The following is a 25,228-nucleotide window of genomic DNA, read 5'->3' on the forward strand; positions in this document are numbered from 1 at the left end:
GTCTCTCCAGTGCCTTCAGTTTTGCTGAAGGTGCTGGAGAACCACCTTTAAACGGTGATCAGCGGCGTTTTAATCAAACCACTTGCAACATAACAATGCCGATATAACCATTGTGATCTTTGTGAACGCCCCTCTCAACATTTTATCGATTATTTTAAACCCCATGCAACACGGCCCAGACATTGTCGTGAGATGAGAATAAATGGTCATCTGTCTGAGGAGTGTGTCGATGCTGGGTGGTGCACAACAACAACCTGAGAGTTCAGGAAATCAAGACGAGCTGAGCTGGGCGAAACGCGTATGTCAGCATCTTGGTATCGATTTTCCTGATAGTGTGCAGCAGGCTGAGCAAATAGAAGCCAGCATGCCCAAGGCTGATGTGCTGAGCGTTGCTGACAACAAAGCCGTTGAAGCATCGATGGCGCAGATTGCTTCTGATAGTCCGGCAGCACACAAGACAGCTGACAGTCTGATCAAGAGCATTGTGACCGTGTTCACGCGGCTTGAAGGTGACGACGAGCTCAAAGGTATGATGGATGCCATGCAGGCTTATACGGGCGACAATCCGAAATACGGTGTTGTCGGTCAGCTGGGTGCTGGTGGTTTTACCAAGATTGTCGACGGTGCCAAGAAGGGCAAAGAAGATAGCGACGTGACAATCCGCGAAAAAGGCACGGCCTATTTCGATTTGTCCAACTCCCCCGCTTTCCGAAAGGCCATGGAGAAGATCTATCACTCCCCCGAACTTCAGGAGAAGATGAAAGACATCATCGACATCGATTACTTGCACAGCTTCAAGTTTGGCCGCCCTCGTGGCGCTGGACCGGACAGCACTGCTCCAGATGAGTTGAAGCTTTACACTTATCGGAACGAGAACAAGCAAAACGCCTCGGAGAACCCAGAGCTCTACGGCGAAGTGCCGGGCAGTGACCAAGTTGACGGACCCGTTCCGCAGAATGATGCACTGGCAGGTCAGAGCCTGACAGCGAACCAGCGGAAGTATCGTGAGCGCGGCAAGAAAGGCGGCGATGGTGCGTGGGCAACGGCTGCTGATCTGGAAGCGAACAAACGCCTGACAGAACGCGAGATTAATTTTGCGAAGACCAACCCGCGTAATCGGCACGACAGAGAAGACTACCAGTTCAAAGAAAACAAACCTGTCAAAGCCGGTGAGATGCCGAAGGACAAGGTTATTGTTGAACACCAGCCCGGTTTTTCTGTTTGGGATGTTAAAGACGGCACAGGCTTTGCCAAGGATGCGGACCTGCACAACAAACCAACCGTTGCTGGTCCGTCCGGTACCACAGACCGCTTCCTCACCGGCATTCGCCTGCTGGGTAAAGGGGTGATGAAGGAACTGGGGCTGGAAGGTGACAATGCCGAGAACCAGGTGAAGGAACTGGGCAGATGGCTGGCGACCGGATATCTGGTTGGCGATGAGCACCACTCTGCTGTTGAGGTAAACCTGGGTGCTGCCAACCACGGTTTGAAGCCTCAATGGGGGTCTGATCTTTATACCGAACCGTTCTCCGAGCCGATCAAGGGCAAGGGCTTTGAGATCTCCAGTGAGGCAGTTGTTGATCAGCTTGAGACTAAGCTGGAAACAGCCGAAGAGGATGCCGTGAACAGAGACGCCTACCGCTTCGATCTGGAAGGCGGTTCCAAAGGTACGGTCTCCCCAGACGGTAAGGTCAAGGCGCCACCAAAACCGAGCAGATAATCTGGTTTTCCATGCAAGACATCGCTTAAGACGTGGTGTTTGGGAACAGAAAATTTCATCAAAAAATGAGCAGCCCAACCCCGTGTTTGGGCTGTTTTCATGCCCTCTCAGATTTAATCCTTAACATCCGTTAGGAGAATTTTAATGGAATCATTTCACAATGAGAACATAGTAAGAACATCGGGTGTTAGATAACTATGTCCAAGAAGTTTCAGTGGCGACAGCTTTGGAGAAATGTTCCGGATCACACTGTAGGGACAGGCGTTCTCAATACCGAGATGAGCATGCGGGTTCATCGCGAAGGTGATGATGAAGCCCGTAAGCCATGGCGGTGGGAGCTGCATCACAATGGTGTTGTGTGCAAAGGAGACGTCAACGACAAGGTTGAGGCCATGCAAAAAGCGCAGGATGCTTATATCGCTTACCTGCGCTAATCCTTAGTTTTTCAGTTTGGAGCGCTTATTCTTATCTGAAAATCAGAGTCCCCTTTCGGGAATGCGCTCTAACTGGTTGCAGCCGCATCTTTGGTTTGTGCCGCGGCCTTTGCAGCGCTGGGTGTCTTCAGCGCAAACACGATACTTCCCAATACGATGAGAATGCCGACCCACTGGCGTAAGCCAAACTGCTCCCCAACCAACAGTTGACCGCACAAAACCGCGGATACCGGATTGACCAGAGACAGGAAGCCAATGGTTGTTGGGTTGAGCTGTACGATCCCCTTCAGCCAGTTGACCGAAGCCAGACCCATTCCCAAAATGCCGATCCAGAAGAATGCCAGTGCCATGTTCAGGTCCGGCACAGGAGCTGCGCCTTCCAAAACAAGTGCGATTGGTACGGCATAGAGGCCGCCTAATGTGACGTGCCAGCCTGTGTACGTTACCATGCTGACATCTGGTCTGCCCCATTTGCCGCTGAGGTAAACGCCTGTGAAGGTGCTCAGGCAGGCGGCCATTGCCGCACCAATGCCGATCCAGTCCAGTTCAACAGCGCCCAGCAGCAGCATGCCAACACCGAACAAACCGATGAGAGATGCAATGAGCTGGCGGGCAACCGGCGTCTTGCCGTCCAGAATCCAGATGTAAAAGATGATCTGCAAGGGCAGTGTTGCCATAAGAGTTCCGGCCATTCCGCTTGGAAGGCGGAAAGCGGCGATGAACACAAAGAAGATCATGGAGAGATTGGTCAGGCCGATGGTCATCGCTCTCTTGACCCAAGGACCTTTAAGCAAGCCCGGAGCAAACGCCAATAACAACAAGCCTGCGGGCAACAGGCGGTAGACCACCATCCAGACAGGGTCTTCTGCTGGCAAGAGCAACGTTGTAACGGCGTAGGTGGTGCCCCAAATGGCGGGCGTAAGCGCCGTGCGCAGCTGAACAAGCATATATTTCGACCTCAATTATCTTGATCTCAAATTAATTCAATCTGATGCTTAGGATATATACGCAGATCCGTCAAGTATCTTGATCTCAAGTAATTCCTCTGCAATATACCTCTGTAATGCTGCAAGCCAGATTATTGAGAGTGACCATGACTGATCACGTTGCGCGCGTCGTGCGCCAGTGGAAGAGCGAATATCCTGAGGTGGATGCCAGCCCGATGTATGTGCTGGCCCGGATGATGCGCCTCAACATGCAGATCAACAAAGATCTTTCTGCAAACTTTGCGAAGTTTGGTCTGGCAACGGGTGATTTTGATGTTCTGGCAACGCTGCGGCGAAGCGGTGAGCCTTACGCACTGCGCCCGACCGAGCTGACCAAATCCAGCATGTTGACTTCTGGCACCATGACCAGTCGCCTCGATAAGCTGGAAAAGCTGGGGTTGGTGCGCCGTAATCCCAATCCGGAAGATCGCCGGGCTCTGATGATCCATTTAACGGACAAAGGCCGCTCTCTGGTGGAGGAAGCAGCCGCCGCGCACTTTGAGATGGAAGCAGAGATGCTCAAGATTCTGGATCCAGAAGACCGGGACGCGCTTGAGGGTATTTTGGAAAGATGGAGCCACAGGCTTGAAGAAAACGGCACGATGTAATCTGCCTTAAGCATGGGGCAGGCAAACTGCCTTCGCACGTTTCTTTCTAGCACATTCACTTGCTAAAACTGGCACTTGCTAAAACTGGCACTTGCTAAAACTGGTGAGGTCTTTGCAGTTGCGCTGGCCGCCTGTGGCTGAGTTGGGGGTATACAAAACAGACAGTGCTCGTTCACATTGCACTGCCTGTTCTGACCTATTGTTCTTGTTATCTCTTAGAATTATGAGTTGCCGGAAAGGCAGGTGTTGAAGGCACCACCCATTTGCTTAAGCAGCTTGGTGTATAGCTGTGGGCCTGAATCCAGCGTTGATCCAAGAGGGTCGAGTTCTGCAGAGTTGACGCCTGTTCCCTCTTTCAGCACTGCAACCATGCGCGGATTGAACTGAACTTCAGAGAAGACACAGCTGACGCCCAGCCCCTCCAGTTTCTGGCGAACTTCAGACAAACGCTTTGCTCCCGGCAGCACTTCCGGGCTGACTGTGACTGAGCCAACCGCATTAAGGTTATAGGCCTCTTCAAAATAACGGTAGGCATCGTGGAACACCACGAAAGGCTTGGTCCGGTTGCTTTTCAGATCAGCCTTCAGCGTCTCGGAGACTTTGGTGATCTCCTCTGCTTCCGCCTTTGCATTGGCTGCATACTTGGCAGCGTTTGCAGGGTCGGCCTTGGAGAGAGTTTCTTCAATCTCATGCAGCATGGCGATCGCATTTTGCGGATCCAGCCAGATGTGCATGTCTACGGCTTCATCACCACGCTCATCGTGCGCCTCATGGTCAGCATGTTCCTCATGCTTTTCATGATCAGCGTGTTCTTCGTGCTTCTCATGATCGTGGTCGGTGTGATCTTCATGTCCTTCGTCGGTGTGTTCTGCATGTTCTTCTGCAGTTTCACCAGCGTGCTTGGCATGCTCTTCAGCGGTTTCGCCAGCATGATCACCGTGGTCGTGACCTTCAAAGTTGCCACCTTCACGGAAGTTCAGGAGCGTGAGACCATGGGCATCTTTCAGTGTCACGATGGTTGCGCCGTCGGCAAGGTTCTCAAGCGGGGTTTCAAGGAAACTTTCCAACTGAGGACCTACCCAGAAAACCACATCTGCGTTGGCGATCTTGCGAGCTGTTGACGGACGCAAGCTGTAAGTGTGCGGAGAGCCTGCCCCTTCCACCACCAGATCAGGCGTGCCCACGCCTTCCATCACGCTTGCTACAAGAGAGTGAATTGGCTTGATAGATGCCACCACATTGACCTCGGCCTGAGCCAGAGCAGGAAAGGATACGCTTCCGGCAAGAAGACCGAGAATGCTTAGTGAACCTAAGAGATGCTTCATACGTCCCACAACCACTTTGTTATAATATTACATTCGATTTGTTACTTTATAACGTCACATATTTTGGAGTGCAACGGCCTTTTTGCGATTTATGCAAGACTGGGCAAAACTCAAAATGACGGGGTAAATACCCTATTAATCTCAGCAGGTTCACTCAGCTCTCAGCCAGTAAACTGTTAGTTTTGCCTGATCCTACTGCCAAATTAACGAGATGCCTGTTATATTGCCGCAAAATTCAAAGGACTTTCTATGGCCGAGATTAAGGATGAGCTGGACCGCAAGCTAATTGCCATCTTGCAGGGAAACGCTCGGGAACCGGTGTCTTCTATTGCACGCCGGCTGGACGTTGCCCGTTCAACGGTTCAAGAGCGCATTGCCCGGCTTGAGCGCAAAGGCATCATTATCGGCTATACGGCGATTTTGGGAGACCAAGAAGACCAGAAGCGGGTTCAAGCTCTTGTGATGCTTTCCGTAGCGCAGCAACGCTCACGCGAACTGATTGCGCAGTTGGAGTCCTACCCTGAAATCCGCAGCTGTCTGACGATTTCTGGTGAATTTGACCTCTGCCTGATTGTGGAGCCTGACCGTCTGGAAGAGCTGGATGCCGTGCTGGACGAAATTGCCGCCATTCCAGGTGTTGAGCGCACGCGGTCCTCTATCGTGCTGACGAAGAAGTTTGAGAGGCAACGGCCTTTCATGCCTCAAAATACCTATAGCCTTGAGAAATAACAGCTCCTGCGCATTCGTATACTTCACCCATTCGATTTAATTGGCACTCCTCGCATGTTTTCTCAAACACGAATCGTGTGAGCACCGCACGTAAAAATCGTCATATTTACAATTTTAATGTCAATATGACATAGTTACCGTCATTTACACGAAATAAAACGTCATTTCGTCAAGTTGCCCCATAAACTCCGGCAGTGTTTTCACGTAGACTTCTCGTCAATCGAAACAAGCTTGGAGGGGCTTATGAGCCGACATCATGTTGCTGTTGTGGGTGCAGGTAAGATCGGTGGGATGATCGCTGCATTGTTACAAGGTTCAGGTGATTATCAGATCAAGGTACTGGACCAGAGTGTGGAAGCGCTGAGTGCGCTGGACGTGCCGCATGTGACAACAGAAGCACTGGATGTGAGTGATCTGGGAAAACTCACAGAAGCTCTTAAAGGATGCGACGCAGTTATTTCAGCTGCACCGTTTTTCCTGACGCCGGTGATTGCGCAGGCCGCAAAAGATGCAGACTGTCACTATCTTGACCTGACCGAAGATGTGGCCAGCACTGCTGAAGTGGAGAAGATTGCAGAAGGCGCCAACAAGGCGTTTGCTCCGCAATGCGGCCTCGCACCCGGTTTTGTATCCATTGCCGGATATGATCTTGCAAAGCAGTTTGACAGTCTTGAAGACTTGCATCTGCGTGTGGGCGCCCTGCCCCGCTATCCGACCAACAAGCTTAAGTACAATCTGACATGGTCCACCGATGGCCTGATCAACGAGTACTGCAATCCATGCCTCGCCATCGAGAACGGTGAGTTGACCAAGGTGCCAGCTTTGGCCGGTCTGCAGCATTTCTCTCTGGATGGCGTTGATTATGAAGCCTTCAACACCTCTGGTGGCTTAGGCTCTCTTTCTGAGACGCTGAAGGACAAGGTGCAGAGCCTGCGTTATCTCTCCATCCGTTATCCGGGGCACCGGGACATCATGGAGCTGCTGCTGAAGGATCTGGGTTTCATCAACAAGCGTGATTTGCTGAAAGAAGTGATGGAAGATTCCATTCCGGTCACCATGCAGGACCGCGTGCTCATCTTCATCACCGCCACAGGCATGAAAGATGGTCGGTTCCAGCAGAAGTCCTACTCTCACGTGGTCAATGACCGCGAGATCATGGGCAAGCACTGGAGCGGTATTCAGATCACTACGGCAGCCAGCATCTGTGCCACGCTGGATCTGCTCATGGATGGTAGTTTGAACGCCAAAGGCTTTGTGAAGCAGGAGAGCATCAACCTGGATGACTTCCTCTCCAATCGCTTCGGCGGCCTTTACAACAACGGTGGTTCTGATCACGAAACACCGGGGCGTCAGATCGCAGCTTGATGCTGTTTATCTGATCCGTTCCGCAATCTTTGAGAGAACAAAAAAGCGCAGCTTCATTTCTGAGGCTGCGCTTTTCTTTTAAACTCGGTTTCCCGGATCAATCGTCGCGGAGGCGACCTTTGATCTCCTCAGACAATGGCAGGGTGACTTCCCCCAGCTTGCCGTCTTCAAGCACCAGAACGCGGTCAGCACCTTCCAGCTCGCTGGCACGGTGGGAGACCATGAGGACTGTTTTACCTTTGGTCATGACGCGGAAGGATGCGAGTACTTTGTCTGCAGTTGCGTGGTCCAGTCCTTCCGTCAGCTCATCCGCAATCCAGATTTCCGGATTACGCAAGTAGGCACGGGCCAATGCCAGACGACGACCTTCACCACCAGACAGACCCAGACCACCTTCGCCCAGACGGGTTTCCAGTTTTTCCTGTCTGCCTTCGACAAGCTCCTTCAAACCAGCGTGGGCCAGTGCTTCCCAAAGCTCTGCATCAGTTGTGTCTTCACGGGCAACGCGCAGGTTCTCCGCGATGGTGCTATGGAAGATTTGCGTGCGTTGACCGACAACTGTCAGAGCAGCACGCAATTTATCTTCTGCCATACCGTTCAGCTCGACGCCGCCAATCTGGATTGCACCAGATTGCGGAGTTTGCAGGCGTGCAACAATAGCTGCGAGCGTAGACTTACCAGCACCGCTTGGGCCGATCACGACTGTACGGCTGCCAGTTGGTAGAGCGAGGTCTACACCGTCCAGAATAGCAGCTGCCTTTGGTGTGTAGGCGAAGTGGATGTCTTTCAGGTTCAATGCGTCTTTGCCAACCTCAAAAGAGGGCGTTTCAGAATTACTGCGGGCGTTCTGAAGTGCTTCGCTGTCCTGCCCTACTGTGAGCAGGGAGCGGACGCGATCAGCAGCCCCAGACATTTTGCTCCAGCTGCCTGCGCTGTTGGCGAGAGAGATGAGCAGTTCTGGCAGAGCAAGAGCTACAAACGCGAACAGAGCTATATGCTTCAGTTCCATTTGGCCTTGCTGATAGGAATAGGCGGCGAACAGGAACGTGACAGCGACCATCACCTGGCTCATGGTGCTCACCACAGCCTGATTTCGCATGTCTGTCAGTTCGTTCTGCTCTTGCACATCATCCAGCTGGTTCACTGCTTTGAGTGCAGCAACACGCTGCTGTTCAAGACCGCCGAAGACGGAAAGGTCACGACGTCCCCGCACCAGATCTGACACACGAACGCGCAGGGCGTCACGGGCTGCATTGAGCTTGCGTGCCTGTGCCTTTTGGCGGTGACCACCAGATTTTGCCAGAACAGTGAGGCCTGCTGCCTGAACAGCGCCCAAAGCAATGGATGCCATTGGGGAGTACTGCCAGAGGATAACCAGTGTCAGGCCAGTGATTATGGTTGCTGAGGCAAGAGGTACAACGAGACGCAGGAACAAGCCATCAAGCTGGTCCACATCACTCACCACGCGGGAGAGTGCCGTTGCGGAGCGTTGGCTCAGTGTGCCGTTGCTTTCACGGGCTACAAGACCACGGAATACGCCGGAGCGCAGGTTTGCCAGAAAACGGAAGGTCGCATCGTGTGTGATCACGCGCTCGATGTATCTACCGAAGATGCGCATGGAGGCATAAAGACGGATGCTGCTTGCCGCAGAAGATGTGTTGAATGCGATTGCGCCTGCAGACAGGCCAGCGATTGCTGTTGCGGTGATAAAGTAACCAGAGACGGCGAGCAAGGCGATGCCAGCAGCGGCTGGTAGGAATGCCAGAAATAAGCCGCCCCAGAATGCGAGCGGTTCTTCTGTTTGCAAAAGCCAGATGATGCGAAGGGACGATCTCATTGTTCTTCTCCTTCACGTTCATTCAGCTCAACCAGCACACCTTCTTTCAGGGTCAACACGCGGTCGGCTGAGCCGACAACGCGCGGATCGTGAGTTGCGACCAGAACTGGCTTGTTGTGTGCCAGCTTTTTAAGAGCCGCGACAACCTTTTGCGCGGTTGCACCGTCGAGATCGGCAGTTGGTTCATCTGCAATGATCAGTCTAGCATCCTCACGCAGGGCAGCACGTGCCAACGCAAAGCGGCGACGCTCCCCTAATGACAAGCCCTTGCCGTCTTCACCGATCTGGCCTGAGAGGCCTCCCGGGATTTTGGCGAGCAACTCATCAACTGCAGCAAGCTTCAAAGCTTGTGTGAGTGTCGCATCGTCTGCTGACTGATCAGCGCGGCGCAGGTTTGCCCGCAACGTGCCGTGGAACAGCTCAGGATTTTGCGAAAGGACGGAGATAGACTGTTGCCAGTTGGTCAAGCCGTATGAGGTGAGCGGCAGTCCGCCATAAGCAATCTGGCCCTGATCAGCTGGCAAAAAGCCGAGAATGCAATCCATCAGGGTTGATTTACCGGTTCCACTTGGGCCTTTGACAACGACCAGTTCCGGCTCTCCCAGAGACAAGTTGACGTCAGCGAGGATCTTGCGATGGCCGCGTGAAACACTCAGGTTTCGGATCGTCAGTGCGCCGGTTGCTGGCAGTGGCACAACATCGAGGCCAGTTCCGATGATATCTGCCTGACCGTCGTCCTCCAGCTGTTTTTGCAGTTCAACGATATGATCTGCTGCTGCAAGGCCTGCGGCGCGATCATGATACGCTGCAGCAAATGCACGAAGTGGTGCGAAATATTCAGGAACGATCATCAGAACGAACAGGCCACCGGCCAGTGTGAGCGGTGAGCCATATGTGCCGAAACTCCAGTCTCCAAGGAGAGAGAAGCCGACATAGATTGCGGTGATGGCGATTGCAGCGGCACTGAACAGTTCCAGCGCAGTGCTGGAGAGGAAGGCAATACGCAGAACACGCATGGTGGATGTGCGGAAGTCACCACCCAGTTTGCGGATATCGTCCTCAGAGCGTTTCACCGCACCAAACAGACGCAGGGTTTCCATGCCTCTGAGGCGGTCCAGCAGCAGCCCACCCATATCGGCAAGAACACCTAGCTGACGGTCGCTGGCTTTCTTGGCGCGGATACCAACGATTGCCATGAAGACCGGCACCAGCGGGCCAAAGATCAGCAGACACAGCGCTGCGAACCAGCTGACATAGGCGACAGACGCAATCAAGACGAGAGGGACGAGTGAAAGGCGCGCCTGAATTGGGAGAAAACGGCCAAGGTAAGGGCCGATTGCCTGAATGTGCTCCACCGCGATGGACGCGATTTTACCACTTGCAGGCAGTTCGGTTGCCGGTGACAGGTTGGTTAGATTGCTCAGCAGACTGGTTTCCAGTCTGTGGCGCGCCTTAGAGGCTGCGCGAACTGCGATCTCACCGCCCCTGATGCGCAGAAAATGGCGGATCACGGCTAAGATAAGTATAGAGGCTGTTGCATAGAATGGATCAAGGCCCGGTCCGTGTGGATCGATCAGGCCAGCGATTGCCAATGCCAATAATGCTGCCTGCGGAATCCAAAGGAGTTCCGAGAGGCCTTGTAACATTGCACCGCGTTTCACCAGTTTCATTTCCGGGCGAACCGCATCCTGCAGCCAAACCTGACCCACGGATTTTTTGCGTCCACGTTTCTTAGCGGGGGCATTTGCCTCCGCGACGTCTGCATCAGATAGCTCTGTTACGTTTGCTAGGTTTTCAGTCATTCCGCTTGTCCGGTTCCCTCTTCGCCGGGGCATCTGCCTGTAATTCATAAAGACAATTTCCGAAAAAACTCTTCAATTGCCTAGACTTGCTTGCGCAATGGAATCGACCCGTCCGGTCTGTGATTGCAACACGCTCGTTAGAATTACTCCAGTTTTTTAATAAATCGCAACAAACTCAGAGGCGAAGACCCCCCAATTTGTATGGGACATAAGCGCACAGGTGCGCATATTGAGAGATCATAGGTGCCCCGCAGAGCGTTGCTTCGCCGAGGTTTACGGGGTTTTACCGAAGAGCTGCCACGATAAAAATCAAAATGGCTCATGGATCCCCGAGTTTTCGGGAATATTAACTGCTTTCCGCTAGGGTCCCCGAGTTCTCTTATAGCTCTCAGCCTACATCGAACTAACGAGTTGATATTGCTGAATAACAACAAAAAGGAGAGAACCTGCCATGTTTTGCTCTTTTCGCCGCCTGTGTCTGGCGGCAATTTGGGGCCTGGGCCTTGCCTCCTCATCCTTTGCCTCTGAAAAAGCCGGATTTACTGCAGAACGGGATGATGTGATTCCGCCATTGGACATTTTCAAGACGATGGCAAGTGATCTGGAGCCTGAGGGCTGGATCACCTTCCAGACTCTGGACAACAAGCAGATCATCAACTTTGCCCCCATCATGTCACTGCGCTGCAGGCTGAAAGAAATTAAGTATTCGATTGACTCCAAGGATCTGGATAAGAGCTTTCCTATTCCTGATTGCGATCCTGAATACCCCTTCCGCGTAGAAGCACAGAGCATTCATAAGCCGTACGTCATGGAGTTCCCTGGTGGGACAGTGCAAGCCCTTGCAGTGCAACTGACGTGGGATGACGGAAGCACCAGCAACACTGTCTATTATGAACCCTGCCGCGCGGTTGGTGCCGCACCTTGCGCCTATCCTCTTGGTAGCAACGAATAAAAAAGGCGCTCCAAAGAGCGCCTTTCAAACTGTCAATCCGAAGGTTTAGCCCATTGTTGGGATAGAGAATTCTGCACCTTCCTTCACACCTGAAGGCCAGCGGGATGTCACTGTCTTGGTGCGGGTGTAGAACTTGAAGCCATCTGGGCCGTGCTGGTTCAGATCGCCAAAGCCAGAACGCTTCCAGCCACCAAAGGTGTGGTATGCGAGCGGCACAGGAATTGGAACGTTGATGCCGACCATGCCGATGTTGATGCGGCTTGCAAAGTCACGTGCAGTGTCACCATCACGGGTGTAGATTGCAGTGCCGTTGCCGTACTCATGATCCATTGGTAGGCTCAGAGCTTCTTCATAGGTTTCTGCACGTACAACAGTCAGAACCGGACCAAAGATTTCTTCTTTGTAGATGTCCATGTCTTTGGTTGCGTTGTCGAACAGGCAAGGGCCAACGAAGTTACCGTTTTCATAGCCCTGCAGTTTGAAGTCACGTCCGTCAACAACAAGCTTTGCACCCTGCTCAACACCGGAGTTCACCAGACCGAGGATACGCTCACGTGCCTGTGGGGTGATGACCGGACCGAAGTCAACGTCGTCGCCTGCAGTGTAAGGGCCAACTTTGAGAGCTTCAACGCGTGGGATGAGTTTCTCGATGAGGCGGTCTGCAGTTTCCTGACCAACAGGAACAGCAACGGAGATCGCCATGCAGCGTTCGCCAGCAGCACCGAAGCCTGCGCCAACCAGAGCGTCAGCAGCCTGATCCAGATCAGCATCCGGCATGATGAGCATGTGGTTTTTCGCGCCGCCGAAGCACTGAACGCGCTTACCGGAAGCTGTACCACGGGTGTAAACGTACTCAGCAATCGCGGTGGAACCAACGAAGCCAACAGCCTGAATGATTGGATCATCAAGGATTGCGTCTACGGATTCTTTGTCACCGTTCACGACGTTCAAAACGCCGTCTGGCAGGCCAGCTTCCTGCATCAGCTCAGCCAGCATCATTGGCACTGACGGGTTGCGCTCGGATGGCTTGAGGATGAAGGAGTTACCAGCTGCGATCGCAACACAGAACTTCCACATCGGGATCATTGCCGGGAAGTTGAATGGCGTGATGCCAGCAACAACGCCCAGTGGCTGACGCATGGAGTACATGTCGATGCCAGGACCTGCGCCCTCGGTGAACTCACCCTTCATCATGTGTGGTGCGCCGATGCAGAATTCTGCAACTTCCAGACCACGGATCACGTCGCCTTTAGCGTCCGGGTGTGTTTTACCGTGCTCAGCAGACAGCTTGGATGCCAGCTTGTCCATGTCGCGGTGAAGCAAAGTCACGAACTTCATCATTACGCGAGCGCGGCGCTGTGGGTTGGTTGCAGCCCATGCTGGCTGCGCTTTTTCAGCGACGGCGACAGCTTCCTGCATTTCTGCTGCAGTTGCCAAAGCAACCTTTGCAGTTACTTCACCGGTTGCAGGGTTGAAAACGTCTGCAGTGCGGCCGGACTTGCCAGCAACGCGCTTACCATTGATAAAATGACCGATCTCTTCCATGAGGTCCTCCCTCTCCAGGTCTATTCTTGCGGCCCGCAAACACATGCGTTTTACAGGTCTGCGAGCGAATTTCTTTATGCCCCTAGCATGAACTATATTTTTCGCATATCAATGAGATAATATCCGAAACCGTTGTGCAAAAATTAAAGTACGATCCGTGCAGCATGTGGACTGGGAGCTATCAAAAATCATGAACTGGGATGATGCAAGAGTGTTTCTTGCTGTGGCGCGCTCCGGACAGATTTTGGGCGCTGCACAGCGGCTTGGCCTCAACCATGCAACGGTTGCCCGCCGCCTTTCCGCGCTTGAAACTGCTCTGCAGGCCAAGCTCATTGATCGGCGCACCACGGGGTGTGCGCTGACCAGCGAAGGTGAGCGGTTCTTTGAGTTTGCTGAATCGATGGAAACGGAGATGCTTTCCGCCCGCGCCGAGATCGGTGGGACGGATGTGGAGCTTTCCGGTGCTGTGCGCATTGGTGCACCCGATGGCTTCGGGGTGGCTTTTCTGGCGCCGCGTCTGGGTGCACTGAATGAGCGCTATCCTGACCTTACGCTCCAGTTGGTGCCGCTGCACCGGGCTTTCTCTCTTTCCAAGCGCGAAGCTGATCTGGCAGTTACGGTTGGCCAACCTGAACACGGACGTCTGGTGAGCCGCAAGTTGACTGACTACTCATTGGGTCTTTATGCATCTCGCGCTTATGCCGAACGCTACGGGCTGCCGGAGAACGAGGAAGAGCTGAAAGAACATCGCCTGATTGGCTATGTGGACGATTTGATCTTTGCCTCTTCGCTCAACTACTCCGCAGAATTTTCCAAGGACTGGCAGTCTCGCCTGGAATGTGCCAGTGCACTTGGCCAGACTGAAGCAGTACGAGCTGGTAGCGGGATCGGAATCCTTCACGGATTCATTGCAGATGGCAATGATGATTTCGTTCCAGTGCTTCCCAAACGTCGTATTTCGCGCAGCTATTACCTTGTCACCCATGAAAGCGCACGGCACCTGCGCCGTATTAAAGCGGTTTCTGATTTCATTGGTGACTTGGTAAAGCAGGAGAAAGATCTCTTTAGAAATCATCTGTAACGCTTTGATTTGGAATCCGAATTAAGCCTTTAAAATTATAAATTGTCATTTTTGATAATTTATAATATACAGTGCGGATCACTTCCCGACTGTAACTTGAAGGCAAAATGAGATGATTGGTAAGCTTGCGGAGTTCGTTGGCGTTCCTATGATTGTTGTCGCGATTGTCGCGACCCTGCTTTACTTTGATTTTGGCGGATCCCTCACACAGGAAAGCCATGCAGCTGATGGCAAAGGTCAGCAGGTTCTCCTAGATACTCTTGCACCGGATATCCCTTCCCTGCCTGTGATCAAGATTGAATTTCCGAATCTTTACAAGGACCTGCAGAGCCAGATTGAGAAAGAGATTCAATCAGGGGCAGATGAGCGCGGGCTGGCTAAGCGTCTGCATGACTTGCTTTACCGCGCACTTCAGGTTTATCGCCCACTGCTAAAATATGCTGATGACGATAAGATCATCACCGTCCTCAAGGCCAAACGTGCTCTCACCTTAAAACTGAAGAAAAGCAAAGGTGAGCTGGTTTGTGCTCAGTTTTTTTCCGGTTCCACTGGTGCGTTTCTGGACAGCTACGCCGTGGTGGAGAGCGAAAGTACGCAGGAAGGGCTCGCGCTGTTCCAGTTGCTCGCGGATGCTCAGGTTAAAGCCAAGGACGATGGGCTCGTGATCCATTACACCGCTGAGCCTGCGCAGAAGAAAGTGCGTGTGATTGGCAAGCCTGCGGATAAGCCGACTGATGCAGATTTGTATCTGCCTGCGAACCCGGCATTTGATACGCTGATGAAGGTGTATCCAATGGATTCCCTAAGCCGCATTTTCGCTGCTGATCCAACCGATAAACAGCTGTGTGATAGTGAGGTCCGCCTTTACGATGCTCTTGTTGGCCTACCCGCACCACATGGCCCTGCAATGCGCAAATACATCGTGGACCTGCTCCACTTCGCTGGTTACTAACCTGCCCAAGGTAAGCAGAGCGCCTAAAGCAAAAAACGCCGCCCCATACAGGTCGGCGTTTTTTAGTCTGTTTTTTAAGGTGGTATCTTAAGCGAGTTCTGCCAGTGTCTGGTTGTAGTCACCAACCTCTGGGTTCTCGCGAAGAACTGCATCCATTGCTTTGAACATCTCGTGCAGGCGCACTTCTGAGACCGGGCTTTCAACAACAACAACCAGTTCTGGTTTGTTGGAGGATGCACGGACAAGGCCCCATGTTCCATCTTCACACACAACACGGACACCATTCACGGTGATCAGATCAGCTATATCCTGACCAGATACCTTCGCGCCGTCAGCATGCATGGATTTGAAGCGCGCAACCACACGATCAACTACATCGTACTTGATCTCGTCCGCGCATTTGGCGGCCATGGTTGGGGAGCCCCAGGTCTTTGGCAGATCACGGCGCAGGTCAGCCATGCTCTTATCCGGATTGCGGTCCATCATATCCAGAATGGCAATCGCAGAGACAACACCGTCATCATATCCACGACCGATTGGCGGATTGAAGAAGTAGTGGCCGGACTTTTCAAAACCAGCAACAGCACCAAGCTCAGTTACACGGCGTTTGATGTAGGAGTGGCCTGTTTTGAAGTAATCAGTCTTTGCACCATTGGCCTTGAGGACCGGATCGGTGTGGTACAGGCCGGTTGATTTTACATCAACCACAAATTGGCTTTCCGGATGAAGAGCGGAGATATCGCGAGCCAGCATGACGCCGACTTTATCAGCGAAGATCTCTTCGCCTTCGTTGTCGACCACACCACAGCGGTCACCATCACCATCAAAACCCAGACCGACTTCAGCACCGGTTTCCAGCACTTTGTCACGGATCGCATGAAGCATCTTCATGTCTTCCGGGTTCGGGTTGTAGTTCGGGAAGGTATGATCCAACTCGCAATCCAGCGGAATAACATCTACGCCCAGCGCTTCGAGAATACGCGGAGCAAACGCACCTGCGGTGCCGTTGCCACATGCGACGACAGCTTTGATTGGACGCTTGAACTTTTCGCGTTCTGTGAGGTCTGCGATGTAGCGATCGGTCAAATCAGGATGGTATTCGTAAGCTCCGCCACCGCGTAGGTCACTGGCCCCTTCCAACACAATCTCTTTCAGGCGGCCCATTTCTTCCGGACCAAACGTCAGTGGACGGTTTGCACCCATCTTCACACCAGTCCAGCCGTTGTCGTTGTGAGACGCGGTGACCATGGCAACGCATGGGACATCCAGATCGAACTGCGCGTAATAGGCCATTGGAGACATGGCGAGGCCGATGTCGTGCACTTTGATGCCTGCAGACATCAGGCCGGTGATCAGTGCCATCTTGATGGATGCGGAGTAGCCGCGGAAGTCGTGACCAGTAACGATCTCAGGACGTACGCCAAGTTCATGAATGAGGGTTCCAAGTCCCTCGCCCAGCGCCTGAATGCCCTTCAGGTTGATCTCTTTTTCAAAGAGCCAGCGTGCATCGTACTCGCGAAAACCGGTCGGCTTGACCAACGGTGTCGTTTCATAGGCCAAGGTGTTTGGCGTTAGCTGTGAAACCGGCTTAACTGACATAATTTCTCCTAGACAAGCTTCAGGTCACTGGTAATGCAGAGACGTGACGCTTTTATCAAACTCCGTTTGGTTGTGAGACGTTTCTCACCCAACGGTTTTCAAACTCACGTTATACTCGCAGGATATCATCCTCGGCGATGTATGCGCCGGACTGGACTTCGATCATACGAACCGGGATTTTACCCGGGTTTTGTAGTTTGTGCCTTGCGCCAAGCGGGACAAACACGGACTGATTTTCTGAAATCAGCTCATCTTTTCCATCAATGGTCACTTCCAGCGTGCCACTTACAACAACCCAGTGCTCTGCACGGTGGATGTGGCGCTGCAAGGTCAGCCCCTTGCCGGGCTCAATCATCATGGACTGGACGCGGAAGCGCTCGCCTTCTGAAATGCGCTCGCTCCAGCCCCATGGACGGTATACACGGCGGTGCTGTACGGTTTCCGGCCTATTGGCCTTGTCCAGCTGTTCCACCACCTTCTTCACGTCCTGTGCCTTATCTTTTGCGGCAACCAGAAGCGCGTCCTTGGTGTTGACAACCACTACGTCTTCAAGCCCTACAACACTGACGAGGGCATCTTCAGAATAAACGAGGCAATTTTTGGACTGTTCGAAGATCGCTTCGCCCAAAGCCGAGTTACCCTCATCATTCTTCGCCATAGACTCCCAAATGGCAGGCCATGAGCCAAGATCGCTCCACCCCGGATCAGTTGGAACACAGGCGACGTTCTCTTCATTTTCCATAATCGCATAGTCGAAGGAGATGTTGCGCACCTGAGCGAAGGATTCTTCTTCAAGCCGCAGGAAGTCCAGATCGCGTCGTGCGTTTTTGGAGGCCTTAGCAACTTGCTCCCAGATGTCAGGCGCGTGTTTTAAGAAAGCATCGCGCATGGCAGCTGCGGAGTACATGAAGATGCCAGCATTCCAAAGGTAGTTGCCGTCTTTGAGGAACTCTTCAGCCGTTGCCAGATCCGGTTTCTCGACAAAGGCATCAACTTTGCGGACAGATGCTGCCCCCTCGCAGAGTTTGATATAGCCGTATCCGGTGTTGGGTTCGCTTGGCTCAATACCAAATGTGACGATCTGACCAGCTTCAGCAGCTGCATGAGCGGCATCGACAGCACACAAGAACTCCTTGTCATCAGCGACCAGATGGTCCGATGGTAACAGGAGGACAATTGCGTTTTTATCTGTTTCAAGCGCCATGAGTGCAGCGAGTGCAGCGGGAGCAGCCGTGTTTCGTCCGCATGGCTCTAATACTATAGCTTGTGGCTCTATCCCAAGTTCGGCCATTTGCTCACCGATCAGGAAGCGATGATCCTGATTTGAGATAACCAGCGGTGCACGGAACTGCTGGGAGCTGACACGCTCACATGTCTTTTGAAAGAGACTTTGACCTGAAAAGATTGGCAAGAATTGTTTTGGCCTTTCTCTACGGGACAGAGGCCAGAGGCGAGATCCAAACCCACCCGACAGAATCACAGGCGTGATTTTGCTTATGCTATTGCCAGTCATATTTTCAGGATCACTTTCAAACAAACGAATAGACTATTCGTAAACTTAGATGCTGTAGCCCAAAACCCTCAAAACACGTGGAGTTTCAGTGTTCCACACATTCTCTCGAAAATAATTAAGGCTTTTTACCAGTCTGCGTGCTCCGAGATACTCCATTATTTTTCAGGGGTATTCAGTCGATTTGGGAACGGTCACGATATCATTTAATTCATTTAAGCATTTGTTCTGGGGGGAAGATGCGGGAGGAATTAAGCCAATCCGTTGAGCGGAAAGTGGATGAGCTTGTTGCGCTCACTCGTGACCTGATAGCTTTTCCGACAATCAACCCTCCCGGAGAAGCTTATCGTCCCTGTGCAGAGTTCATCGGCGAGCGCTTGAAGCGTAAAGGCTTTGCTGTCGAATATGTCAGAGGAGAGAGCACCCCCGGAGACTCTGACCGCTACCCGCGTATCAATGTCATTTGTCGCTATGAAGGTCGCGGTCCCGGTCCTTGTGTCCACTTCAACTCCCATATTGATGTTGTCGAGGTGGGGTATGGCTGGACGGTTGATCCCTTTGCTGGCGTGGTAAAGGACGGAAAGGTCTTTGGGCGCGGTGCCTGTGATATGAAAGGCGGTCTGGCCTCTTCCATAATCGCGGCAGAGACTCTGATTGAATGCTTCCCAGAGTTTTGTGGTGCTATCGAGATATCAGGAACGGTTGATGAGGAATCTGGCGGCCTTGGCGGTGTGGCTTATCTTGCCAGACATGGCTACTTTTCCAAACCGCGTGTCGACCATGTGATCATCCCCGAACCTTTGCACAAGGATCAGGTTTGTCTTGGGCACCGAGGGGTGTGGTGGAGTGAAATTGAGACGCGTGGTTCGATTGCTCACGGCTCAATGCCGTTTTTGGGTGACAGCGCAATTCGTCACATGAGTGCTTTCCTGAATGTGCTGGAAAACGAGCTTTACCCTGCGCTCAGCAAAAAACAAACACAAATGCCGGTTATTCCTAGAGGCGCCCGATCATCCACGTTAAATATCAATTCCTTACATGGCGGGCAGGATGAAGGACACGATGGTCTTCCCTCCCCTTGCGTTGCAGATAGTTGCCGCATCATACTGGATCGTCGTTTCCTGATTGAGGAGCCGCTGGAGGATGTGAAACAAGAGATAGTTGAAATATTAGAAAATCTGCGTAAAACACGTAGAAATTTCGAATATGAACTTAAGGATCTCCTTGAAGTTCTCCCCGTGATGGCAGAGAAAGACTCCCCAGTCGCTCGCGCTGTTGCAGGCGGAATTAAAGACGTGCTTCAAAAAGATGCATCATATGTTGTCTCTCCGGGGACTTATGATCAGAAGCACATAACACGATTGGGCCACTTGCACGATTGTATTGCGTATGGTCCAGGCAAACTTGAGATGGCGCATAGGCCGGACGAATTTGTTGGAATTGAGGATCTCGTTGACAGCGCCAAAGTGATGGCACTGGCCGCGTACTCTCTTTTGACGGGGCTTGATGCAAGACCAATAACAAGAACACTGTCTGATCACGTGCACTCTTAAAGTATAAGGGACGGAATGGAATGCATGCAAAGTCATTAAAAAGCCGGCTGCTTTGCCTTGCCGGAGGCGCGGCCCTCGTCCTTGCTGCACTAACAGGTGCGCACGGTTCTGCTGAAGCCAAATCTTCCCTGTCTTTGGGAATGGTACTCGAACCACCGCATCTTGATGCAACTGCAGGGGCTGCAGCTGCAATCGATGAAGTGGTCTATCAAAACGTTTTTCAAGGCCTGACACGTATTGGGCCAGACGGAAGTGTTCTGCCCTCTCTCGCCAAATCGTGGGATGTGAGCGAAGACGGCATGACCTATCGCTTCCATTTGCAGACGGGTGTCCTCTTTCATGATGGAACGCCGTTTTCTGCTGATGACGTAAAGTTTTCCTTGGATCGTGCACGCGCTGAAGGCAGCGTAAATGCACAGAAGCCGCTCTTTGCAGCGATCTCTGATGTGGTTGTCGTAGATCCGCAAACCGTTGATATCAAGCTCACCACGCCAAGTGGAAACCTCGCTTACAATCTGGCTTGGGGCGATGCGGTAATTGTATCTCCTAAAACGGCTGAGACGAACAAGACGCAGCCTGTGGGCACTGGACCGTTCAAGTTTGACCGTTGGATGAAGGGGCAGGAAATTCGGATTTCCCGTTTCGACCAGTATTGGGGTGAACAACCGAAGCTGGACAAAGCCTCTTTCCGTTTCATCTCTGATCCTAATGCCGCTTTTGCTGCAATGATCTCTGGCGATCTGGATGCATTCCCGACATTTTCCGCTCCAGAGACCATTATTCAATTTCAAGCGGACCCACGCTTTGAAGTTGCTATTGGCACGACTGAGGGTGAAACCATCCTTGCGATGAACAACACTCGCGGCCCGCTCAAGAACAAGCTCGTGCGTCAGGCAATCTCGCATGCGGTCAATAAGCAAGCCTTGATTGACGGGGCAATGTTTGGACTTGGTACGCCAATTGGAACGCACTTTGCTCCGCACCATCCCGCTTATAATGATCTGACAGGGCTTTACCCTTACGATCCGGCAAAAGCGAAAGAGCTTCTTGCCAAAGCTGGGTATCCAGATGGCTTCAGCGCAACGCTGAAACTGCCACCACCGACCTATGCCCGTCGTGGTGGTGAGCTGATTGCCTCCGATCTGAAGAAGATCGGCATTGATTTGAAGATCGTGCCTGTTGAATGGGCGCAGTGGCTTTCCGAGGTCTTCAAGGAAACCAATTACGATTTCACAATCGTTTCTCATGTTGAGCCGATGGATATTGGTATCTATGCGCGCGATAAGTACTACTTCAACTACAACAGTGATGCTTTCAAGCAACTGATTGAAGAGCTGAATGTGACTGTTGACGAAGAGAAGCGGTATGAGCTTTTGAAGCAGGCACAGCAAGTCATCTCCGAGGATGCTGTGAACGTCTACCTGTTCCAGTTGGCGAAATCTGCAGTGTGGAATGCCAATGTGAAGGGGCTTTGGCGAAACTCCCCTACACCGGGTAACGATCTGTCGCAGGTCTATTGGGCGAATAACTAAAAACACCTAGCAAATACACGTAGATATTTGCACAGGACTGCGGTTGCAACCGCAATCGCAGTCCTTCTCAATTGCTATTCCAAATTATATGGTTTAAGCGGTTGCCAAACTGGCAGTTACTTTAGGGGTAACCCTTTTCTCTCATTGTGCAATTTGCTTGTGCAACGCAAGTTTGATTGGTTTAGCGGATTTGTCCGATGCTCTGGTTTGCGTTCCTTCGTCTCATAGGCTTACTGACAACTCTCCTGGCCGCAAGCCTCGTCATCTTCGTTGTGCTTGAGGTTATTCCCGGTGATCCGGCTGAAGTGATGCTTGGGCTGAATGCGCAGCCTGACACACTCGCAGCTCTGCGCGCTGAACTTGGCCTCAACGCTCCTTTATCCACCCGCTATGTGAACTGGTTGCTGGGCATGTTGCGGGGTGAATTTGGTGTGAGCTACACGTATTCAGTTCCGGTTTCTGAACTGATCGGCGAACGCATTCAGGTCAGCCTTCCACTTGCAACTGGCGCACTGATCCTCTCGACAGTCATTGCTATACCGATCGGCGTTTACTCTGCCCGCTATCATGGCAAGGTCATCGACACAGGTATTATGTCCATTGCCCAGATCGGCATTGCTATCCCGAACTTCTGGATTGCCATTTTGCTGGTTTACGTGTTTGCGATTGTACTGCGGGTTTTACCATCTGGTGGTTTCCCGGGCTGGGATGTGAGCTTTTTTGGCTCATTGCAGGCGCTCTTATTGCCTGTTATCGCGCTGGCTCTTCCCCAAGCGAGTATTCTGGCCCGCGTGATGCGCTCAGCCTTGCTGGATGTTTTGCATGAAGATTATATCCGCACAGCGCGTGCCAAAGGGCTCTCCAACAAAGCCACGCTTTGGAGACACGGCGTACGCAATGCTCTTATTCCGGTCCTGACTATTCTGGGTCTTCAGTTCTCTTTCCTGATCGCAGGTACGGTGATTATTGAAAACCTCTTTTACCTACCAGGCCTAGGGCGCCTGATTTTCCAAGGCATTACTCAGCGCGATCTGATCGTAGTGAAGAGCAGTGTCATGTTGCTCGTTGCTCTTACAATCTTTGTGACATTCCTTGTCGACATCGCCTACGCAGCCATTGATCCGAGACTGAGGCGACGTGCATGAATCAGGAACTCCCAAGTTATCCGCCGCTTGCCAGTTTTGACGAAATCTCCATCTGGAAGAAAGCCTTTCACAGTCGTTCTTTCGTGATCGGGGCAGTGCTTGCTCTCGTTATTCTCATTGCCGGGGTTACTTCCCTCTTCTGGACACCCTATGCCATCGATGTTCTGGATGTTTCCAAGCGCCTTAAGCCGATGAGTTCTGAATTCTGGTTTGGGACGGATCAGTATGGTCGCGATATTTTCTCCATGCTGATGGTTGGCGCCCGCACCTCCATTATTGTAGCGCTGATTGCTGTTGGCATCGGTATGCTGATTGGCGTGCCATTGGGACTACTGGCAGCGGCCCAAAAGGGTTTTCTGGAAGAGCTGGTGATGCGCACCAATGATCTGATTTTCGCATTTCCGTCTCTGCTCTCCGCCGTGCTCATCACATCCATCTTTGGACCAGGAACAATCAACGCTGTAATTGCGATTGGCATCTTCAATATTCCAGTTTTTGCCCGCGTTGCTCGCGGTGGCGCCTTGTCTCTTTCAGGACGCGAGTTTTTGCTTGCCGCCCGTCTTTCCGGCAAGAGCTCGTTCTTGATCACTCTGGAACACGTTATTCCGAACATTGCCAACCTGCTGATTGTACAGGCGACCATTCAGCTTTCTCTTGCAATCCTTTCAGAGGCAGGTCTCTCCTATCTTGGTTTGGGGACGCAACCACCCATGGCGAGTTGGGGCCGCATGTTGTATGAGGCCCAGACCATGGTTGCTTTTGCACCGCAGCTGGCGCTTTATCCGGGATTTGCGATTATCTTTTCTGTTCTCGGCTTTAACCTTCTTGGCGACGGACTACGGGATTTACTGGATCCGAAGATGCGGAGGAGAGTTGCGTGACCTCTGTTTTTTCCGCCACTGACCTTTGCGTTTCCATTTCTGGCAAGCCGATCCTGCGCAATGTGAGCTTTGACCTTGAGCAGGGCAAAATTCTCGGTCTCGTCGGCGAAAGTGGCTCTGGTAAATCCATGAGTGCGCTCTCAGCAATGCAGCTTTTACCAGAGGGTGCTCATCAGATTGGTGATCTGATGTTTGAGGGCAAGAACCTCACGCGCGCTACAGATACAGAGATGACCCATGTACGTGGCAAAGACATCTCTATGGTCTTCCAGGAGCCGCTGACCGCTCTCAACCCAACCCGCACCATTGGCGAGCAAGTTGCTGAAGGCCTTCGCTGGCACCAGGGTCTTACGCGCAAGGAAGCGATGGACCAGACCATCGATGTTCTGGAACGGGTTGGTCTTGGTCTTGAATATGGTTTGATTGATCGTTTCCCTCACCAGCTTTCCGGCGGACAGAGGCAGCGCGTTGTCATCGCCATTGCCATCGCCTGTAAGCCCAAGGTGTTGATTGCTGATGAGCCGACCACCGCACTTGATGTGACGGTTCAGGCGCAGATCCTGACATTGCTGAAAGACATCGTGCGCAAAGAACAGATGGCCATGCTGCTCATTTCGCACGATCTGGCCGTTGTTGCTGACATGGCGGACACTGTTGCGATTATGAAGGACGGGGTGATTGTTGAGCGCGGCCCAACTTGTGAGCTGTTCGACAACCTTTCTCACCCCTATTCCAAGAAGCTGTTTGAAGCCTCCAATCACGTACCTGTTCCGCGGCAAGAGCCGGTTGACGAGGTCACACAGCCGCTCTTGAAGGTGAGCAATGTGCTGCGGGAATATCCTCTCCCTCGCGCCAGCATCTTCACACGCAGACAATGGCACCGGGCCGTGCAACATGTCTCCTTCCACGTCGCCCCTCGTCAGAGCATGGGACTGGTGGGTGAAAGTGGATGCGGTAAATCCACCCTTGCACGCACTATTTTGGGACTGACGCCTCCGAACGCTGGCCATATCCAGTTTCTTGGCAAAGATCCTTACTCGGTTTCACGAAAAGACCGTCAGGATTTGCAGCTGGGCATTCAAGCCGTGTTCCAAGATCCTTATGGAAGCTTTGATCCGCGGCATACTGTTGAACGTACCGTGGGTGAGCCTTTGCACCTCATGCGCAACGAACTGTCTCGTTCTCAACGTAAAAAACGCGTTCATGAGGTTTTGGAAAGCGTGGGGCTTTCTTCTGCAGATGCCAACAAATATCCGCACGAATTTTCTGGCGGACAACGGCAGCGTATCGCGATTGCTCGTGCGCTGGTCACCAATCCAAGCCTGATCGTCGCGGATGAACCCGTTTCTGCGCTTGATGTTTCCATCAGAGCACAAATTCTGGATCTCTTTGCAGATTTGCGTGATCGGCTAGGTATGGCTTATCTGTTCATTTCACACGATCTGTCTGTTGTGCAGGCTATTACTGACCGGGTGATTGTGATGAACGCTGGCCGGATTGTTGAAGAAGGTCCAACCGGAGAAGTCTTTTCCAATCCCAAACATCCTTACACACGTATCCTTGTTTCTGCGGCACCAGACCTCAACGAAGCCTTGCGCAGGCGCAGAGAAAAAGAGAACAAAGATACGCATTGAGCGCTATTGCCTGAAGCAAACCAATGCAGCTAGCCTTG

At 52.3% G+C, this 25,228-nt stretch carries 20 protein-coding genes; 13 read left to right on the forward strand and 7 right to left on the reverse strand.

Annotated elements, in window-relative coordinates; translation table 11 throughout:
- Nucleotides 1-229: 229 nt before the first annotated feature.
- Nucleotides 230-1,720 (forward strand): hypothetical protein, encoded by a 1,491-nt coding sequence (locus PsAD5_RS18740; protein WP_063293184.1) that lies wholly within the window; start codon nucleotides 230-232, stop codon nucleotides 1,718-1,720.
- Between the two features lie 197 nt (nucleotides 1,721-1,917).
- Nucleotides 1,918-2,154 carry a hypothetical protein gene (locus PsAD5_RS18745; protein ID WP_057465945.1) on the forward strand — a complete coding sequence of 79 codons (237 nt, stop codon included), beginning with the start codon at nucleotides 1,918-1,920 and terminating at the stop codon, nucleotides 2,152-2,154.
- Between the two features lie 68 nt (nucleotides 2,155-2,222).
- Here PsAD5_RS18745 and PsAD5_RS18750 read toward each other — a convergent pair whose 3' ends face one another.
- Nucleotides 2,223-3,101, reverse strand: coding sequence for a DMT family transporter (locus tag PsAD5_RS18750; RefSeq protein ID WP_063293185.1), 879 nt, complete (start codon nucleotides 3,099-3,101; stop codon nucleotides 2,223-2,225).
- 146 nt (nucleotides 3,102-3,247) lie between these two features.
- Here PsAD5_RS18750 and PsAD5_RS18755 point away from each other — a divergent pair, with 146 nt between their 5' ends.
- On the forward strand, nucleotides 3,248-3,748 hold the full coding sequence (locus PsAD5_RS18755) for a MarR family winged helix-turn-helix transcriptional regulator (protein ID WP_063293186.1): 501 nt from the start codon (nucleotides 3,248-3,250) through the stop codon (nucleotides 3,746-3,748).
- 221 nt (nucleotides 3,749-3,969) lie between these two features.
- On the opposite strand, the gene PsAD5_RS18760 is transcribed toward PsAD5_RS18755, so the two are convergent.
- Nucleotides 3,970-5,073: a zinc ABC transporter substrate-binding protein gene (locus PsAD5_RS18760; RefSeq protein WP_063293187.1), complete on the reverse strand. Its 1,104-nt coding sequence runs from the start codon at nucleotides 5,071-5,073 to the stop codon at nucleotides 3,970-3,972.
- 249 nt (nucleotides 5,074-5,322) lie between these two features.
- On the opposite strand from PsAD5_RS18760, the gene PsAD5_RS18765 reads away from it, so the two are divergent.
- Both PsAD5_RS18765 and PsAD5_RS18770 read left to right on the forward strand, forming a co-directional pair.
- The gene (locus tag PsAD5_RS18765; protein WP_057465942.1) at nucleotides 5,323-5,802 is read left to right on the forward strand and encodes an Lrp/AsnC family transcriptional regulator; all 480 of its coding nucleotides are present in this window, start codon (nucleotides 5,323-5,325) and stop codon (nucleotides 5,800-5,802) included.
- A gap of 243 nt (nucleotides 5,803-6,045) precedes the next feature.
- Nucleotides 6,046-7,167 (forward strand): saccharopine dehydrogenase family protein, encoded by a 1,122-nt coding sequence (locus PsAD5_RS18770; protein WP_057465941.1) that lies wholly within the window; start codon nucleotides 6,046-6,048, stop codon nucleotides 7,165-7,167.
- A 97-nt stretch (nucleotides 7,168-7,264) separates the two neighbouring features.
- Here PsAD5_RS18770 and cydC read toward each other — a convergent pair whose 3' ends face one another.
- Entirely contained in the window at nucleotides 7,265-9,004 is a 1,740-nt protein-coding gene (gene cydC, locus PsAD5_RS18775; RefSeq protein ID WP_063293188.1) for a thiol reductant ABC exporter subunit CydC, read from the reverse strand.
- Nucleotides 9,001-10,806 (reverse strand): thiol reductant ABC exporter subunit CydD, encoded by a 1,806-nt coding sequence (gene cydD / locus PsAD5_RS18780; protein ID WP_063293189.1) that lies wholly within the window; start codon nucleotides 10,804-10,806, stop codon nucleotides 9,001-9,003. Before cydD ends, cydC begins: the two co-directional genes overlap by 4 nt.
- Before the next feature lie 451 nt (nucleotides 10,807-11,257).
- Here cydD and PsAD5_RS18785 point away from each other — a divergent pair, with 451 nt between their 5' ends.
- Nucleotides 11,258-11,758: a hypothetical protein gene (locus PsAD5_RS18785; protein ID WP_208980737.1), complete on the forward strand. Its 501-nt coding sequence runs from the start codon at nucleotides 11,258-11,260 to the stop codon at nucleotides 11,756-11,758.
- Between the two features lie 45 nt (nucleotides 11,759-11,803).
- Here PsAD5_RS18785 and PsAD5_RS18790 read toward each other — a convergent pair whose 3' ends face one another.
- Nucleotides 11,804-13,303, reverse strand: a complete 1,500-nt coding sequence (locus PsAD5_RS18790) for a CoA-acylating methylmalonate-semialdehyde dehydrogenase (protein WP_057465938.1) — start codon at nucleotides 13,301-13,303, stop codon at nucleotides 11,804-11,806.
- 190 nt (nucleotides 13,304-13,493) lie between these two features.
- Between PsAD5_RS18790 and PsAD5_RS18795 the strand changes: the two genes are divergently transcribed.
- A complete protein-coding gene (locus PsAD5_RS18795) occupies nucleotides 13,494-14,384 on the forward strand; it encodes a LysR family transcriptional regulator (RefSeq protein WP_063288218.1) in 891 nt (296 codons plus the stop codon).
- Nucleotides 14,385-14,496: 112 nt separating this feature from the next.
- On the forward strand, nucleotides 14,497-15,336 hold the full coding sequence (locus PsAD5_RS18800; RefSeq protein ID WP_063293190.1) for a hypothetical protein: 840 nt from the start codon (nucleotides 14,497-14,499) through the stop codon (nucleotides 15,334-15,336).
- A gap of 87 nt (nucleotides 15,337-15,423) precedes the next feature.
- Here PsAD5_RS18800 and PsAD5_RS18805 read toward each other — a convergent pair whose 3' ends face one another.
- Nucleotides 15,424-16,935, reverse strand: coding sequence for a phosphomannomutase/phosphoglucomutase (locus PsAD5_RS18805; protein ID WP_063293191.1), 1,512 nt, complete (start codon nucleotides 16,933-16,935; stop codon nucleotides 15,424-15,426).
- Nucleotides 16,936-17,044: 109 nt separating this feature from the next.
- Nucleotides 17,045-18,448 carry a mannose-1-phosphate guanylyltransferase/mannose-6-phosphate isomerase gene (locus PsAD5_RS18810; RefSeq protein WP_063293192.1) on the reverse strand — a complete coding sequence of 468 codons (1,404 nt, stop codon included), beginning with the start codon at nucleotides 18,446-18,448 and terminating at the stop codon, nucleotides 17,045-17,047.
- Nucleotides 18,449-18,684: 236 nt separating this feature from the next.
- On the opposite strand from PsAD5_RS18810, the gene PsAD5_RS18815 reads away from it, so the two are divergent.
- The 5 genes from PsAD5_RS18815 to PsAD5_RS18835 all read left to right on the forward strand — a co-directional run bounded on the left by PsAD5_RS18815 (nucleotide 18,685) and on the right by PsAD5_RS18835 (nucleotide 25,190).
- A complete protein-coding gene (locus PsAD5_RS18815; protein WP_063293193.1) occupies nucleotides 18,685-19,998 on the forward strand; it encodes an acetylornithine deacetylase/succinyl-diaminopimelate desuccinylase family protein in 1,314 nt (437 codons plus the stop codon).
- A 20-nt stretch (nucleotides 19,999-20,018) separates the two neighbouring features.
- The gene (locus PsAD5_RS18820) at nucleotides 20,019-21,530 is read left to right on the forward strand and encodes an ABC transporter substrate-binding protein (RefSeq protein ID WP_063293194.1); all 1,512 of its coding nucleotides are present in this window, start codon (nucleotides 20,019-20,021) and stop codon (nucleotides 21,528-21,530) included.
- Nucleotides 21,531-21,727: 197 nt separating this feature from the next.
- A complete protein-coding gene (locus PsAD5_RS18825; RefSeq protein WP_063288212.1) occupies nucleotides 21,728-22,675 on the forward strand; it encodes an ABC transporter permease in 948 nt (315 codons plus the stop codon).
- The gene (locus PsAD5_RS18830) at nucleotides 22,672-23,556 is read left to right on the forward strand and encodes an ABC transporter permease (protein ID WP_063288211.1); all 885 of its coding nucleotides are present in this window, start codon (nucleotides 22,672-22,674) and stop codon (nucleotides 23,554-23,556) included. The genes PsAD5_RS18825 and PsAD5_RS18830 overlap by 4 nt, the downstream gene beginning before the upstream one ends.
- Nucleotides 23,553-25,190 (forward strand): ABC transporter ATP-binding protein, encoded by a 1,638-nt coding sequence (locus tag PsAD5_RS18835; protein ID WP_057465929.1) that lies wholly within the window; start codon nucleotides 23,553-23,555, stop codon nucleotides 25,188-25,190. Before PsAD5_RS18830 ends, PsAD5_RS18835 begins: the two co-directional genes overlap by 4 nt.
- The last annotated feature ends 38 nt before the right edge of the window (nucleotides 25,191-25,228 follow it).

Origin of the sequence: Pseudovibrio sp. Ad5 (genome assembly GCF_001623095.1) — a bacterium.
Lineage (GTDB): Bacteria > Pseudomonadota > Alphaproteobacteria > Rhizobiales > Stappiaceae > Pseudovibrio.

What these genes read in the sequence shown, in the direction of transcription:
- PsAD5_RS18795 (WP_063288218.1), top strand. Translation starts at nt 13,494, where the DNA reads ATGAACTGGGATGATGCAAGAGTGTTTCTTGCTGTGGCGCGCTCCGGA.
- PsAD5_RS18825 (WP_063288212.1), top strand. Translation starts at nt 21,728, where the DNA reads ATGCTCTGGTTTGCGTTCCTTCGTCTCATAGGCTTACTGACAACTCTC.
- cydC (WP_063293188.1), bottom strand. Translation starts at nt 9,004, where the DNA reads ATGAGATCGTCCCTTCGCATCATCTGGCTTTTGCAAACAGAAGAACCG.
- PsAD5_RS18760 (WP_063293187.1), bottom strand. Translation starts at nt 5,073, where the DNA reads ATGAAGCATCTCTTAGGTTCACTAAGCATTCTCGGTCTTCTTGCCGGA.
- PsAD5_RS18770 (WP_057465941.1), top strand. Translation starts at nt 6,046, where the DNA reads ATGAGCCGACATCATGTTGCTGTTGTGGGTGCAGGTAAGATCGGTGGG.
- PsAD5_RS18830 (WP_063288211.1), top strand. Translation starts at nt 22,672, where the DNA reads ATGAATCAGGAACTCCCAAGTTATCCGCCGCTTGCCAGTTTTGACGAA.
- PsAD5_RS18790 (WP_057465938.1), bottom strand. Translation starts at nt 13,303, where the DNA reads ATGGAAGAGATCGGTCATTTTATCAATGGTAAGCGCGTTGCTGGCAAG.
- PsAD5_RS18805 (WP_063293191.1), bottom strand. Translation starts at nt 16,935, where the DNA reads ATGTCAGTTAAGCCGGTTTCACAGCTAACGCCAAACACCTTGGCCTAT.
- PsAD5_RS18745 (WP_057465945.1), top strand. Translation starts at nt 1,918, where the DNA reads ATGTCCAAGAAGTTTCAGTGGCGACAGCTTTGGAGAAATGTTCCGGAT.
- PsAD5_RS18755 (WP_063293186.1), top strand. Translation starts at nt 3,248, where the DNA reads ATGACTGATCACGTTGCGCGCGTCGTGCGCCAGTGGAAGAGCGAATAT.
- PsAD5_RS18820 (WP_063293194.1), top strand. Translation starts at nt 20,019, where the DNA reads ATGCATGCAAAGTCATTAAAAAGCCGGCTGCTTTGCCTTGCCGGAGGC.
- PsAD5_RS18750 (WP_063293185.1), bottom strand. Translation starts at nt 3,101, where the DNA reads ATGCTTGTTCAGCTGCGCACGGCGCTTACGCCCGCCATTTGGGGCACC.
- PsAD5_RS18785 (WP_208980737.1), top strand. Translation starts at nt 11,258, where the DNA reads ATGTTTTGCTCTTTTCGCCGCCTGTGTCTGGCGGCAATTTGGGGCCTG.
- cydD (WP_063293189.1), bottom strand. Translation starts at nt 10,806, where the DNA reads ATGACTGAAAACCTAGCAAACGTAACAGAGCTATCTGATGCAGACGTC.
- PsAD5_RS18740 (WP_063293184.1), top strand. Translation starts at nt 230, where the DNA reads ATGCTGGGTGGTGCACAACAACAACCTGAGAGTTCAGGAAATCAAGAC.
- PsAD5_RS18765 (WP_057465942.1), top strand. Translation starts at nt 5,323, where the DNA reads ATGGCCGAGATTAAGGATGAGCTGGACCGCAAGCTAATTGCCATCTTG.
- PsAD5_RS18810 (WP_063293192.1), bottom strand. Translation starts at nt 18,448, where the DNA reads ATGACTGGCAATAGCATAAGCAAAATCACGCCTGTGATTCTGTCGGGT.
- PsAD5_RS18800 (WP_063293190.1), top strand. Translation starts at nt 14,497, where the DNA reads ATGATTGGTAAGCTTGCGGAGTTCGTTGGCGTTCCTATGATTGTTGTC.
- PsAD5_RS18815 (WP_063293193.1), top strand. Translation starts at nt 18,685, where the DNA reads ATGCGGGAGGAATTAAGCCAATCCGTTGAGCGGAAAGTGGATGAGCTT.